At 65.2% G+C, this 13,209-nt stretch carries 17 protein-coding genes; 12 read left to right on the top strand and 5 right to left on the bottom strand.

The window, feature by feature from the left end; genetic code table 11:
* Window positions 1–83: 83 nt before the first annotated feature.
* Both N5C88_RS16815 and N5C88_RS16820 read right to left on the bottom strand, forming a co-directional pair.
* Window positions 84–1,526: an MFS transporter gene (locus tag N5C88_RS16815; RefSeq protein WP_280015826.1), complete on the bottom strand. Its 1,443-nt coding sequence runs from the start codon at window positions 1,524–1,526 to the stop codon at window positions 84–86.
* 117 nt (window positions 1,527–1,643) lie between these two features.
* Window positions 1,644–2,228 carry a TetR/AcrR family transcriptional regulator gene (locus N5C88_RS16820; RefSeq protein WP_059373591.1) on the bottom strand — a complete coding sequence of 195 codons (585 nt, stop codon included), beginning with the start codon at window positions 2,226–2,228 and terminating at the stop codon, window positions 1,644–1,646.
* Window positions 2,229–2,321: 93 nt separating this feature from the next.
* On the opposite strand from N5C88_RS16820, the gene N5C88_RS16825 reads away from it, so the two are divergent.
* Both N5C88_RS16825 and N5C88_RS16830 read left to right on the top strand, forming a co-directional pair.
* On the top strand, window positions 2,322–3,512 hold the full coding sequence (locus N5C88_RS16825; RefSeq protein WP_280015827.1) for an MFS transporter: 1,191 nt from the start codon (window positions 2,322–2,324) through the stop codon (window positions 3,510–3,512).
* Window positions 3,513–3,574: 62 nt separating this feature from the next.
* Window positions 3,575–3,973: a RidA family protein gene (locus N5C88_RS16830; protein WP_059373586.1), complete on the top strand. Its 399-nt coding sequence runs from the start codon at window positions 3,575–3,577 to the stop codon at window positions 3,971–3,973.
* Here the strand turns inward: N5C88_RS16830 and N5C88_RS16835 are convergent.
* Window positions 3,970–4,875, bottom strand: a complete 906-nt coding sequence (locus tag N5C88_RS16835; RefSeq protein WP_059373583.1) for a LysR family transcriptional regulator — start codon at window positions 4,873–4,875, stop codon at window positions 3,970–3,972. The two genes, N5C88_RS16830 and N5C88_RS16835, sit on opposite strands and share 4 nt — an antisense overlap.
* Before the next feature lie 98 nt (window positions 4,876–4,973).
* Between N5C88_RS16835 and N5C88_RS16840 the strand changes: the two genes are divergently transcribed.
* The 3 genes from N5C88_RS16840 (at window position 4,974) to N5C88_RS16850 (ending at window position 6,885) form a co-directional block, all read left to right on the top strand.
* The gene (locus N5C88_RS16840; RefSeq protein ID WP_118932694.1) at window positions 4,974–6,131 is read left to right on the top strand and encodes a DSD1 family PLP-dependent enzyme; all 1,158 of its coding nucleotides are present in this window, start codon (window positions 4,974–4,976) and stop codon (window positions 6,129–6,131) included.
* 24 nt (window positions 6,132–6,155) lie between these two features.
* Window positions 6,156–6,542: a Rid family hydrolase gene (locus N5C88_RS16845; protein ID WP_059373578.1), complete on the top strand. Its 387-nt coding sequence runs from the start codon at window positions 6,156–6,158 to the stop codon at window positions 6,540–6,542.
* A 70-nt stretch (window positions 6,543–6,612) separates the two neighbouring features.
* Complete coding sequence (locus tag N5C88_RS16850; protein WP_059373576.1) at window positions 6,613–6,885, top strand: hypothetical protein; 273 nt, start codon at window positions 6,613–6,615, stop codon at window positions 6,883–6,885.
* A 12-nt stretch (window positions 6,886–6,897) separates the two neighbouring features.
* On the opposite strand, the gene N5C88_RS16855 is transcribed toward N5C88_RS16850, so the two are convergent.
* The gene (locus N5C88_RS16855; protein ID WP_059373680.1) at window positions 6,898–7,194 is read right to left on the bottom strand and encodes a DUF2513 domain-containing protein; all 297 of its coding nucleotides are present in this window, start codon (window positions 7,192–7,194) and stop codon (window positions 6,898–6,900) included.
* Between the two features lie 124 nt (window positions 7,195–7,318).
* On the opposite strand from N5C88_RS16855, the gene N5C88_RS16860 reads away from it, so the two are divergent.
* The 5 genes from N5C88_RS16860 to N5C88_RS16880 all read left to right on the top strand — a co-directional run bounded on the left by N5C88_RS16860 (window position 7,319) and on the right by N5C88_RS16880 (window position 10,041).
* A complete protein-coding gene (locus tag N5C88_RS16860) occupies window positions 7,319–7,717 on the top strand; it encodes a hypothetical protein (RefSeq protein WP_251881612.1) in 399 nt (132 codons plus the stop codon).
* A gap of 93 nt (window positions 7,718–7,810) precedes the next feature.
* The gene (locus N5C88_RS16865) at window positions 7,811–8,131 is read left to right on the top strand and encodes a hypothetical protein (protein WP_059373572.1); all 321 of its coding nucleotides are present in this window, start codon (window positions 7,811–7,813) and stop codon (window positions 8,129–8,131) included.
* 375 nt (window positions 8,132–8,506) lie between these two features.
* Window positions 8,507–8,710 (top strand): cold-shock protein, encoded by a 204-nt coding sequence (locus N5C88_RS16870; protein ID WP_006220190.1) that lies wholly within the window; start codon window positions 8,507–8,509, stop codon window positions 8,708–8,710.
* Between the two features lie 230 nt (window positions 8,711–8,940).
* Window positions 8,941–9,504 carry a DUF924 family protein gene (locus N5C88_RS16875; protein ID WP_059373571.1) on the top strand — a complete coding sequence of 188 codons (564 nt, stop codon included), beginning with the start codon at window positions 8,941–8,943 and terminating at the stop codon, window positions 9,502–9,504.
* Window positions 9,505–9,834: 330 nt separating this feature from the next.
* Window positions 9,835–10,041, top strand: coding sequence for a cold-shock protein (locus N5C88_RS16880; RefSeq protein ID WP_006225311.1), 207 nt, complete (start codon window positions 9,835–9,837; stop codon window positions 10,039–10,041).
* A gap of 120 nt (window positions 10,042–10,161) precedes the next feature.
* On the opposite strand, the gene N5C88_RS16885 is transcribed toward N5C88_RS16880, so the two are convergent.
* Window positions 10,162–10,713: a TIGR00645 family protein gene (locus N5C88_RS16885; RefSeq protein WP_059373569.1), complete on the bottom strand. Its 552-nt coding sequence runs from the start codon at window positions 10,711–10,713 to the stop codon at window positions 10,162–10,164.
* 257 nt (window positions 10,714–10,970) lie between these two features.
* On the opposite strand from N5C88_RS16885, the gene N5C88_RS16890 reads away from it, so the two are divergent.
* On the top strand, window positions 10,971–11,726 hold the full coding sequence (locus N5C88_RS16890) for a M48 family metalloprotease (RefSeq protein WP_059373567.1): 756 nt from the start codon (window positions 10,971–10,973) through the stop codon (window positions 11,724–11,726).
* A gap of 169 nt (window positions 11,727–11,895) precedes the next feature.
* Window positions 11,896–13,206 carry a trigger factor gene (gene tig, locus N5C88_RS16895; RefSeq protein WP_059373566.1) on the top strand — a complete coding sequence of 437 codons (1,311 nt, stop codon included), beginning with the start codon at window positions 11,896–11,898 and terminating at the stop codon, window positions 13,204–13,206.
* Window positions 13,207–13,209: the final 3 nt, after the last annotated feature.

Consider the following 13,209-nt stretch of genomic DNA (forward strand, 5'->3'; position numbering starts at 1 on the left):
CTTGCAGATAGAGTCCAGCGTAGCAAAAGCGGCCCGGGCCATCCATACCGCCTTTGGTGGGTACGGACCGGCACGGCTGGCTGCTATTTCTGGATGGCGTCCTGCGCGTGGCCGCGGGTGATCCGCCCGAGCAGCAGCAGGGCGCCGGCTGGCGCCAGCGCGAATGCGGCGAACAGCCATTGCGCGGCATGCTGCGCGCCCGCGACGCCGCCGGGGTCCGCCAGGCCCGCGCTGTTGGTGATGACGCCAGCCAGCGCCGCCGTCAAGGCCGTTGCATAGAGCTGCACCGTGGTGATGGACGAGGAGGTCAAGGTTTCTTCGCCGGCAGGCGCCGCGGTGAAGATGCGTGTCAGCAGGTGCGGCCAGCTCAGGCCGATGCCGAAGCCCACGCCGGCCAATGCCAGCACATAGAGCGCCAACCCCGGATAGGACTGCAGTTGCGCCGTGCGCGGCGTCATATAGGCCAGGGCGGCCAGCGCGGCCAGGATCACGATGGGGCTCAGGCGCACCAGGAAATTCGCGGCCGGGCCGCTGCGGGTGGCGCTGGGCATGGCGGCCAGGGTCCAGCCCGCCGCCATGGCCGCGGTCATGTAGCCGGCCGCCAGCGGCGTCATGCCATGGATGACCTGCAGGAAATACGGCACGAAGATTTCGGTGGTGATGGCGGCCACCACCAGGCACATCACCGCGTACAGCGCGCCCAGCGGCGTGGCGATCGAGTAGGCGCCGGTGGGCAGCAGCCGCTTCGCGGCGCGCTGGTCCACCGCCGCGATCAGCGCGGCGATGGCCAGTCCGGCGGCAATGCCCGCCAGATTCCAGCGCAGGTCGGTCGACAGGCTGGCCAGCGTGATTGCCAGCACGCTGGCCACCAGCAGGCCCAGCGTGGTCACGGGCAGCGGACTCGGGCGGGAGGGCGGAACCGATTCCTTGCCGCCGACCTTGAGGGCCACGATCGCCGCCAGGGCGGCGGCCACGGGCAGCAAGGCCCAGAACGCCAGCCGCCAGTGCCCGGTCTGGGCGAAGACCCCGCCGATGGCGGGGCCGCACAAGGTGGCGACGCCCCACATGCCGGACACCAGGGCCATTGCGCGCGACCAGAGCGGCGCCTCGAAGACCAGGCGGATCAGGGCATAGCTGAGCGCAAACAGGATGCCGCCGCCCAGGCCCTGGATGCTGCGTCCCGTCAGCAGCGCAGGCATGCTCGGCGCCAGCGCGCACACCACGGAACCGGCGGTGAACACCGCGACGGCAAGCAGGTAGGCCGCGCGTGGCCCCAGCGTTTCGATCAGCCTGGCCGACAGCGCCGACCCGACGATGGAGGTCACGACGAACAGCGTGGTGTTCCAGGCGTAGTACTCCAGTCCGCCGATGTCCTTGATGACGCTGGGCAGAATGGTGGTGACGATGTAGACGTTGATGGCGTGCAGCGCCACCCCGCCTGCCAGCGCGATGGAGCGCAGGGCATTGGTCCCGTGCAGCAGATCTGCCCAGGACGCGCTTGAAACATGGGTTGTACCGGTGCTCACGCGGTCTTCCGCCTTCGAGAGAAATTATTTAAACAAGATTTGTATTGGATAATACGCATGCCGGCGCGCAACCGCAAACGCTGTGTGCGAGCGCCGCGGCCCTTGCCGCGGCGGCAATCAGTGCTTGAGCAATCCGCGCAGCAGCAGGTCCAGCGCCTGCAAGGCCTGCGCCAGGCGCGGGCCGTCCCCGGCGTCCTGCGCGATCCAGAAGGCGCTTTCGACCAGGCTGCCGTTGATCAGCCGAGCCAGCGCCTGCGGCGCGGCGGCTTCGATGAGATCCTGATCCATCATCGTCTGCAATAGCGCGGCGAGCGAAGCAATGCAGTGTTGCTGCGAACCGTCCGTCACCGCGCCCAGCACGGCCCGTGCATCTTGCAGCACGATGCGCCGGATCTCGGGTTCGGCCGCCATCTCCAGATAGGCGCGGCAGCGCCCATGCAAGGCGGCCCAGGCATCGGGCGCCTGCGTGGCGATCGCGGCCAGGCGTTGGTCCATTTCGCCGTCAATCTGTTCGACCACTGCGGCGAGCAGGCCTTTCTTGTCGCCGAAGTGGTGGTACAGGGCGCCCCGCGTCAGTCCTGCCGCCGCGGTGAAATCGTCCATGGAGGTGGCCGCATAGCCGGCTTCACGGAAGGCTTGCCGGGCCGTGGCCAGCAGTTTCGCGCGGGTGGCTTCGATCATCTCGGCGCGGGAACGCGTCATGCTCCTCTCCAAAGACATACGACGTGTATGTAAGTTGACATACGCATCGTATGTGAATACGATGCCGCTGTCCACAGCAATCAAAGGCTTCCGGTGTCGAATCCGTATCGCGAGTTGTTCCAGGCGCCCGGCGCATTGGGTTTTGTCCTGGCCGGCGCCATCGCCCGCCTGCCATTGCCGATGATCGGCATCGGCATCATCACCATGTTGTCCGAGGTGCGTGGGTCCTATGCACTGGCAGGCGCCGTCGCGGCCACGTTTGCGCTGGCCACGGCCTTGCTGGCGCCGCGGATTTCCCGCCTGGTGGACCGCCATGGCCAGGGCAGGGTGCTGCCCGTGGCCGCGGGCTTGTGCGTCGCGGGGCTGGTCGGCCTGGCAGTCTGCGTGCAATGGAATGCGCCCGAGTGGACCCTGTTTTTCTTCGCCGCGCTGGCGGGCGCCTTGCCCAGCATGCCGGCGATGATACGCGCGCGCTGGACCGAGATCTTCAGGGACCAGCCGCAGTTGCGCACCGCCTACGCGCTGGAGTCCGTAGCCGACGAGCTGAGCTTCATCGTAGGCCCGCCGCTGGCCGTGGGGCTGAGCGCGCTGTTCTTTCCGCAGGCCGGTCCGCTGTTCGCGGCGCTGCTGCTCGCGGTGGGCGTCACCGCCTTCGTGCTGCAGCGGGCCACGGCGCCCGCCGTGCGGTTCAAGCAGGAAGGGCGTCAGGCCTCGGTGTTGCGCATGCCGCCGATGCCCTCCCTGCTGGCGATGATGGCCGCCATGGGCGTCATCGTCGGCACCATCGACGTCCTGAGCGTCGCCTTTGCCCGGCAGCAAGGCATGCCGGCCGGAGCCAGCCTGGTGCTGTCCGCGTATGCCCTGGGCTCCTGCGTGGCCGGTCTGGTGTTTGGCGTACTGAAGTTCCAGATGCCGCTGGCCCGCCTGCTGGTGGTCGCGGCGGCGGTCACGGCGTTCACCACGGTTCCGCTGCTGCTGGTGAACGATCTGCTTACCCTGGTGCTGGGCGTGCTGCTGGCCGGCCTGTCGTTCGCTCCGACCATGATCATCGCGATGGCGCTGGTGGAAAGCAGCGTGCCTGGCCATCGCCTGACGGAAGGGCTGACCTGGCTGGTGACCGGCCTGGGGGCTGGCGTCGCGGCGGGCGCGGCGCTGGCGGGCTGGGTGGTCGACCACTACGGCGTGGGTGCGGGATTCTGGACGGCGGTGGGGGCGGGCGCGATCGTGTTGCTGGCCGCCATACCGGTGGGACGCAGTGCCGCGGCCGGTCGCGCCGACGCCTGACCCGGCCGGCCGATAGAATGGGTAGTCCGGCGCCCGCTCAGGCGCGCCGCAAGGAGAACCGCATGTCCAGAACCGTCGTCAATCCCGACACCGTGTTCAATACCGTCCAATACGGATTCAGCCAGGCCGTCATCGTCACCGGGCAGCGCCGCATGCTGCTGTCCGGCCAGGTCGGGGTCGACATCAACGAGCGTACGGCGGGGCCGGGCCTGCAGGAGCAGACCGAAGCCGCGTTGGACAATGTCGAGCGCGTGCTGGCTGCGGCCGGCGGCACCTTGGAGCAGGTGATCATGCTGCGCATCTACATCTGCGAAACGGCCAGGGAGGACCAGGAAGTCATCGCGCAGGCGCTGCGCGACCGTTTCAAGAAGGATCCCCCGCCCTCGTCGTGGATCATCGTCAGCGGCCTGTCATTGCCGGAATGGCTGATCGAGATCGAGGCCGAGGCCATGCTGGACTAGCCGCGCCAGGGCGCCGTTGCAAAGGCGGTGCGCAAATGCGCCAGGAAGCCCGCCGTCCGCGCGGGCAGCTCCTGGCGCGATTTGACCAGGGCCACCACGTCGGCCGACGGCAGGGTCCAGCCGGGCAGCAGCGGCACCAGCGCGCGCGCCTGCAGATGCGCCGCGACATCCCACTCCGAGCGCACGATGATGCCGTGCCCGGCCAGGGCCCACTCCACGGCAGTTTCCCCCGCATTGCTGGACAGCACCGGCGCCACGCGCACCCCAACGGCTGGGCCGCGCCCATGCTTGAAGCGCCACAAGGTCACGTCTTCATCGTTCTCGCGCAGCGCGATGCAGTCGTGTCCGCGCAGATCCTCGGGCTTGACAGGGGCGCCGCGGCGCGCCAGGTAGGAGGGCGCCGCGCACAGGATCCGGCGGTTGGGCGCCAGCGGGTAGGCGACCAGCGTCGAATCGCGCAGTTCGCCGATATGCACCATTACATCCCAGTCGTCGGAAGCCAGCCGCGGCGGCCCGTCGGACAGCGTCAGGCTGGCGGTCACGTCCGCGCTCTGGCCGCGGAACTCCGCGACCAGCCCGGCGATGTAGCGCTGCCCGAATCCCAGCGGCGCGACCACGCGCAGATGGCCTGCCACCACGCCCCGGCGGCCCGCCAGTTCGTCGGCCAAGTCGCCCAGTTCGCCGCAGATCTGTTCCGCCCGCAACGCCAGCAGCCTGCCTTCGTCGGTCAGCGCGGTGCCGCGTCCGGAGCGGTTGACCAGCCTGACGCCCAGCCGTTTTTCCAGCGTGTGCAGCCTTTGAGTGACGGCGGGCGGCGTGACATCCAGCGCGCGCGCCGCTTCTGCCAGCGAGCGGGTGACTGCCAGGGTCAGGAAAAAACGCAGGTCTTCGGTCGTAATCATGCAGGCACGGATTAATGGATGATTAAGTCCAGATTAAACACGCGGAACCGCCGCCGCGCCATACTTCAGTCATTCCGATACGCCCTGCCGAGAGCGCCATGAACCAGAACGCCACGCCTTCTTCCCTCGAAACCCTGGATACCCCATGCCTGCTGCTCGATGAGACGCGCATGATGCGCAACATCGAGCGTCTGAACGCGCTGATGGCCGGGCACGGGGTGCAGCTGCGTCCGCACCTGAAGACGCCCAAATCGATCGACGTGGCGCGCCGGCTCATGTCCACACCCCAGGGCCCGGCCGCCGTGTCCACGCTGCAGGAGGCCGAACAGTTCGCCGCCGCCGGCGTCACCGACCTGCTGTACGCCGTGGGCGTGTCGCCGGCAAAGCTGGACCGGGTGCTGGCGCTGCGCCGCCGCGGCGTGGACCTCACCGTGGTGGTGGACAGCCTGGAAGCGGCGCGCGCCGTCGCCCAGCGGGCGCGGGAGGCGGGCGACGCCATCCCGGCGCTGATCGAGATCGACTGCGACGGCCATCGTGCCGGGGTGCAGCCGGGCAACACGGCCCAGTTGCTGGCGATTGCGCGCGTCCTGCATGAGGACGGCGCATGCCTGCGCGGCGTCATGACGCACGCCGGCGAGTCATACGGCTGCGATAGCGTCGACGCCATTGCCGACATGGCGGAGCAGGAGCGCGTGGCGGCCGTGAGTTGCGCCGAGGCGATCCGCCAGGCAGGGCTGCCATGTCCGGTGGTCAGCGTGGGATCCACCCCCACCGCGCATTTCGCCCGCAAGCTCGACGGCGTGACCGAAGTCCGCGCGGGCGTTTATGTGTTCTTCGATCTGGTGATGGCCGGGCTGGGCGTGTGTTCGGTCGATGACATCGCCGCCACCGTGTTGACGACCGTGATCGGCCATCAGCCCGACAAGGGCTGGATCCTGGTGGATGCCGGATGGATGGCCATGTCGCGCGACCGGGGTACCGCCAAACAGCGGGTTGATCAACTGTACGGCCTGGTGTGCGATGCGAACGGCACGGTCTATCCCGACCTGCTGCTGGCCGAGACCAACCAGGAGCAGGGCATCATCAAGGTGCGTCCAGGCAGCGGCGCGGCCCTGCCCGATCTGCCGCTGGGAGCGAAGCTGCGCATCGTGCCCAATCACGCCTGCGCCACCTGCGCCCAGCACGATGCCTACGAGGTCGTGCGTCCGGATTCGTCCGGCGTAGTGGCGCATTGGGAACGCTTTCGCGGCTGGTAAGCCGCCTTTCACGAGGAGGCATGCATGGATCTCATCCACACGCATCAGGCCACGCCGCCCGCCGGCCACTATTCGCAGGCGGTCCGCGCCAACGGTTTCATCTTCGTCTCTGGGCAGTTGGGCTTTCTGCCGCCTGCTGCGCCCGGCGCGCGGCCGGCGCTGGCCGACGGCGCCGCGGCCCAGACCCGGGAAGCGCTGCGCAGTGTTCGCGCCATCCTGGAAGCGGCCGGCGCCTCGCTTGCCGCGGTCGCCAGCGTGACGGTGTACATCCCGGACGTGGCGCTCTGGGACGAGGTCAACCGGGTCTACGAGGAGGGCTTCGGCGATCATCGGCCCGCGCGGGCCATTGTGCCCACCCGCGAACTGCACTACGGTGCCCTGGTGGAGATCAGCGTGGTCGCCGTCGCCTAGCGCGCGGCGGATCGTGCAGGCGGACGCCTATAATGCCTGCGCCTCAATACCTTCGGGGGAGACCGTCCGCATGCAGTACGAATACCTGTTCTGGTCCATGGCCGCGATGGTGGCGGCGGCGCTGGCAGGCGGGTCGCTGTGCGGCCGCCTGGGTTCCGTCAAGCGGGTCCTGCTGGGGGTTGCCGCGCTGGCCGTTGCGGTGGGCGTGGCGGTGTTCCTGCTTTCCCGCCACGGCGGCTTCAGCGAGCTGTCGGCGATGCTGTCGATCGCCGCCTTCATGTTCAGCCTGGTGATCGGCGCCGCCGCGTCGCTGCTCACGCGGCGCATACTCTTGCGCCGCTGAGCGCTGCGCGCCTTATTCTTCGGCGTCGAAATCCTCGTCTTCGTCGTCTTCATCCTGTTCCAGGGCGTCGTAGCCCTTCCAGGTGATGCGCCAGCGCGTCGCGCCCGCGGTGGCAGCCGTTTCGCTGATCTGCTTGACCAGGCCCGCGTCTTCCAGCAGGTCGAGGTGATGCGCAATCAGCTGCAGCCCTTGCTCTTCGGGATGCGGCGCCAGGGCCACGTTCTTGATGTCGTGCGTGCTCAGGTTGGGGCCGGGGGCGTCGCGCAGGGCGCCCAGGATAGTGACGACCAAGTCGAAATCGCGTTGCATGTTGTCCACCATTCGTTGGGGTAAAAGACAAGCCGACGATAGCAGAGATCGATTGCCGCGAAGCGACAGGCGCTGCAGCCGGGTTACAGTCCAGGGTTCTCGATAACCGATACATGCAGATTCCATGAAGAAACCCGCAGAACGCGATTGCCTCGCGCTGATCCCAGGCTACACGGGCCAGGCCGCCAAGCTCTTTCTCACGCGCAGCGAGGACGGCCGCATCGAAGGCGTGACCGTGTTCGATCTGCTTGGCCATATCAAGCTGCAGGGCGATGCGGATGCGGCGGCGGCGTGGGTCGGCGACTGGCTCGCCCAGGAGGCCGGCAACCGCAAGGCCCGCCGCACGCAGCTGCTGGCCCAGATGTTCGTCTGCAAGCTCGCCGGCGAGGAGAAGGACCGCTTCCTGACGGCGCAGAAGCCGCTGGTCCGGGTCCTGGCCGACGCCGGGGTGCGGACCCGTTCCGTCGCCGCCACTTCCGGCGCCGCGCGGCAGTCGCTTGGTCCTACTGTCAAGAAGCATTAGCCCAAGGCTGTTATAGTCGCGCCTGGGCGTGCGAGTGCACCTGCAAGGTGCGTGCCCAGGCGGGCAACGCCCGCAAGTCAAGGAAGAGTGATCATGGAAATAGTAAGTCGGCAAGTCGCCGACGTAGCGGGCGGCGTCGAGCTGCACACCACGCTGGATGGCGAGAGCATCAGCGTCTACGTCCTGGAAGGCGTGACGGATCTCAATGCGATCGCAGACATCGTGCCGCGTGAAAAAGTCGAAGCAGGGGCTGACATACACGCCTCTAGTGTCGACAATGTTGATAATGCGCAAGAACAGATCGACCAAGTCCTGGAGAATATGAATCCCGGCGACGTGGCGGTTTTCCTTTGCTCGGGCCCCGATGCTTTCGGCGCGGCGCTCGATCTGCTGGGTTTACCTATCGACGAGTAAGCCTGGCGGCAAACCAAAGTGCTAGCCCGAACGGCGTATGAAGAAATCCTCGTACGCGGGCAGGCGGCATTTATATAAGCCTAGATTGTTTTTTTATGATGCGTGGGTGTAAACACCTATGCAGGACTTCTTATTGCCTATGAAAATGTGTGGAATCCGCGTGCAGTTTCTCTTTGTTGCATTATTGGCACGCATTTTTTAGGATTATGTTGACTTGTGAGGGGAACCTAACGATAGTGTCGGCACACGATCACAAGCGTTGCGATTTTCGTTCAGTGCCGTGCCTTTTCCGGCTCAGCGTTATTGTTCTACTGTCCCCTCCTTGATTGATTCGTGACCTCCGGGCATTTGCCCATTATCTCTAGGAAATACAGTATGGAAACCGGCGTCGTTAAGTGGTTCAACTCGGAAAAGGGCTATGGCTTCATCACTCCGGAAGCGGGTGGTAAGGATCTGTTCGCTCACTTCTCCGAAATTCAGGGCTCGGGCTTCAAGTCTCTGGAAGAGAACCAGCGCGTCAGCTTTGTGACGGCCAACGGCCCCAAGGGCCCGCAAGCTACGAAGATCCAGGTCCTGTAAGGGTCTGAGTTTTCGATAGAAGCCCCCTCGTGGGGCTTTTTTGTTTTCTGCCGCAGCGTTCCTAAATATGGAAAGTATCGCTGCACTTGTGTTATCTCAGGGTAATCCCTAGATCGCTTTATTCAGGTTTCCGAATCGCACTCGATTCATCCATTCGGTGTATGGATCCTAATACGGTGCGCGTCTCTGTTATTGTCGGCCTTGCTTTCGACTTCAGGATACGCGCGCTCATGACTTCTTCCCCCGCCTCCCAGATCGTTCCGCAGCCCCACGAGGTGGTCGCGTTCTGGCGCAATGCCGGTCCGCAGCAATGGTTCAGCAAGAGCGCGGACTTCGACGCAGCCTTCCGCACCCGTTTTGAGGCCGCCCACATGGCTGCGGCGGCCCGGCAGCTGGATGCATGGCTGGACGACGCCACCGGCGCCTTGGCGCTGATGGTTCTGTTGGACCAGTTCCCGCGCAACGCCTACCGGGATACCGCGCACATGTTCGCCACCGACCCATTGGCCCAGTACTTCGCCGACCGGGCCATTGCGGCCGGCCATGACCTGGGAGTGGAGCCGCAGCTGCGCCAGTTTTTCTACCTGCCCTTCGAGCACGCGGAGAACCTTGCCGCGCAAAACCGCGCGGTGGCTTTGATGGAGACATTGGACGCCGACTCGCTGCGCTGGGCGGTCCTGCATCGCGACATTGTCAAGCGCTTTGGGCGCTTTCCCCATCGCAACGCCGCGCTGGGGCGGCAAACCACCCAGGCAGAGCAGGAATTTCTGGATTCCGGCGGGTTCGCAGGATAGGTGGCTGCCGTGCGGCGGGTGGTTTCGGGCGCCTGCCGGGCGGCAGGTATCCGCATGTGTCCGCACGTTCCAAGTTGAAAATTCCAGGCCCGTCTGGCGGTCCCAACCCCTCGCCAGGCTTGCTTCCGCGGCGCTTTGGAGGCGCTCTCGAATTTGCGGATGTTTGACGTTTTTCGGGGTTCGCCAATACACTGGGTTTAGCGAGATTTTCAAGCGACGCGGTCTGCGTTTCACTTGTCGCCGTCAGTGGTACTGCGGTTGCTTCCTCTCCCATCCTTGATGATCTGGCGCCCCGCGAGCAATCGCTTTTTCTAGGTTCAAGGACACTCCATGGCAACCGGCATCGTTAAGTGGTTCAACGCCGAAAAGGGTTATGGTTTCATCATGCCCGATGATGGCAGCAAGGATCTTTTCGCTCACTACTCGGAAATCCGCAGCGAAGGCTACAAGTCGCTGCAGGAGAACCAGCGCGTCACCTTTGAGGTCGGTACCGGCCCCAAGGGACCCAGCGCAAAGAACATCAAGGTAGCGGCCTGACCTTCGCAGGGCAGCGCCCCGGGCCGGCCCGGCGTTCCGCCCAGAAAAAAGCCCCCGCACGCAATGTGCGGGGGCTTTTTTTGTTGCCGGGCGGGCGCGCCTCGGGGGCGCTTCCCGGCGTCAGTGCTTCGCGTGGTTGGCCGGCGGCGTGGCCAGCTTGTCCACCAGCGCAATTCCCAGCGCCGACAGGATGAACAGGGCGTGGATGATGGTCTGCCACATCACGCCGGCCTCGGAGAAGCGCGCGTTGGGCGTGCCCAACGTGCCGGCCTCGATGAACGTGCGCAGCAGGTGGATCGAGGAGATGCCGATGATGGCCATGGCCAGCTTGACCTTGAGCACGCTGGCGTTCACGTGGCTGAGCCATTCCGGCTGGTCCGGGTGGCCTTGCAGTCGCAGGCGCGACACAAAGGTTTCGTAGCCGCCCACGATCACCATGACCAGCAGGTTCGAGATCATTACCACGTCGATCAGGCCCAGCACCAGCAGCATGATCTCCATTTCGCCGAAGCTGCTGGCGTGCGTCACCAGGTGCCACAGCTCCTTCAGGAACAGCATGACGTAGACGCCTTGCGCGACGATCAGGCCCAGGTACAAGGGCAGTTGCAGCCAGCGCGAGCTGAAGATCAGGCTGGGCAGCAGGCCCAGGCGGGGAGGGGTGTTGGAGATCATTTGGGTGCGAGCCCTATGGTGTGTGCGAAAAATGGCGGGCGCAATTCTATCAACGCCGCGTTGCCGCAGATATCAGTTTCTTTGAGGGGCCTCGTCCGAGGGAATACCCGCTAGCACGATTGCGCAAATTCTGTTCGGGTTTTATGTAAGGAAAACTGGCATTTGCGAAACTGTGTGGCGAAACGCTTGGTGCGCATTGGTCGTATATAGAATTGCGGCCTCGTTCGCATAGAGCCAGTAAAGAGGAGTTTGTTCCCATGAAGATCCGCTACACCGTCGCTGCCCTGAGCGTTGCGCTCGCCCCTTTCTCTGCCTCCCAGGCTTTGGACATCGGCGGCCTGGTCGGCGCCGGCAGCAAGGTCGTTCAGGCTGCCACGCTGAGCGATGCCGAGATCAAGACCCTGTCGGACAAGGCTTGCGCGCAGAGCGATTCCCAGGAAAAGATCGCCGCTCCCGGCAGCAAGTACGACGCCCGTCTGCAGAAGATCGCCAAGCAACTGGGCGGCACGGTCAACGGCCAGAAGGCCAGCTACAAGGTCTACGTCACCAAGGACGTCAACGCCTGGGCCATGGCCAACGGCTGCATCCGCGTCTACAGCGGCCTGATGGACATGATGACCGATGACGAAGTGCTGGGCGTGGTGGGTCACGAAATCGGCCACGTCGCGCTGGGCCACAGCAAGAAGGCGATGCAGACCGCCTACACCGTTTCCGCCGCGCGCGACGCAGCCAATGCCGCGGGCGGCGCCACCGTGGCCGCGTTGAACTCCTCGCAGTTGGGCGACCTGACCGAGAAGTTCATCAACGCGCAGTTCTCGCAGTCGCAGGAAAGCGCCGCCGACGATTACTCGTTCGACCAGCTGCAGGCCAAGGGCCTGAACACCCGCGGCCTGGTGACCGCGTTCCAGAAACTGGCCGAACTGGACGGCGGCAAGAGCGACATGATGAGCTCGCACCCGTCCTCGGCCAAGCGCGCGCAGCACATCGAAGAACGCATCGCCAAGGCCAAGTAAGGCATACTGGCTGGCGTAAATTCTCCCGTCCCGGGTGGAAAACGGGGCGCGAGTATCCGGACTTATCCGGGTGCTCGCGCCCCTTTGCGTCAGGGCGCCGGAAGTTTCCGGTAAAATGCGCCGTTTATCCGCCCGTCATCTCTTTATCTCTCGGAAAATAGGTCTTTTAATGCAGCCTGTGGTTGAAACCCTCTCCGGCCTGGAGCGCCGTGTTGATCTGGCCGTCTCGGTGGCCGACGTCGAAAAGGAAGTCCAGGCGCAATTGAAGCGCGTGGCCCGGACCGCCAAGGTCCCCGGCTTCCGTCCGGGCAAGGCGCCGCTCGCCATGCTCGAGCGCAGCCATGGCCCCGGCATCCGCTACGACGTGATCAATAGCCAAGTTGGCCGTGCCTTTGAACAAGCTGTCGATGGCGCCAAGCTGCGCGTCGCCGGCGCCCCGAACCTCGAGCCCAAGACTGAAGGCGTTGCCGACGACACGCTGGCGTTCACCGCCACGTTCGAGGTCTATCCCGAAGTCGCCGTGCCGGACCTGTCGGCCCTGGCCGTCACCCGCTACGAAACGGCCGTCACCGACGCCGAAGTGCAGCAGACCCTGGACGTTCTGCGCAAGCAGCGCGCCACGTTCGAAGCCCGTGAAGGCCGCGCCTCGCAAGATGGCGACCGCGTCACGCTGGACTTCGCCGGCACCATCGACGGCGTGCCGTTCGAAGGCGGCAAGGCCGAAGCCTTCCCGTTCGTGCTCGGCCAAGGCCGCATGCTGCCCGAATTCGAAGAAGCCGCCCGCGGCCTGAAGGCTGGCGAAAGCAAGGTCTTCCCGCTCAAGTTCCCCGACGACTATCAGGGCAAGGAAGTTGCCGGCAAGACCGCCGAATTCACCATCACCGTCAAGGAAGTGGCTGAAGGCGTGCTGCCCGAGCTGAACGGCGAATTCGCCAAGTCCCTCGGCCAGGCCGAAGGCGACGTCGAAAAGCTGAAGGCCGACATCCGCAGCAATATCGAGCGCGAAGTCAAGGTCCGTTCGGCTGGCCGCACCAAGTCCAGCGTCATGGACGCCCTGGTCGAAGCCGGCAAGTTCGACGTGCCGAAGGCCCTGGTCGACAACGACGTGCAAGGCCGTGTCGCCGCCGCCCGCGAAGAGCTGAAGCAGCGTGGCATCCCCAACGCCGAATCCGTGCCGATCCCGGCCGAAGCCTTCGCCACCGAGTCCGAACGCCGCGTGCGCCTGGGCCTGCTGGTGTCGGAACTGGTCAAGCAAGCCCAGCTGCAAGCCAAGCCCGAACAAGTCCGTGCGCGTATCGAAGAGTTCGCCGAGAACTACGAACAACCCGCACAGGTTGTCAGCTATTACCTGGCCGACCGCCAGCGTCGTGCTGAAATCGAGGCTATCGTGCTGGAAGACAATGTCGTCGCGCACGTGCTTGAAAAGGCCAAGGTCACCGAAGAGAAGGTGCCTTTCGATCAGTTGATGGGGATGGCGTAACAC

This window comes from Achromobacter sp. GD03932, assembly GCF_029839485.1.
GTDB lineage: Bacteria > Pseudomonadota > Gammaproteobacteria > Burkholderiales > Burkholderiaceae_B > Achromobacter > Achromobacter bronchisepticus_A.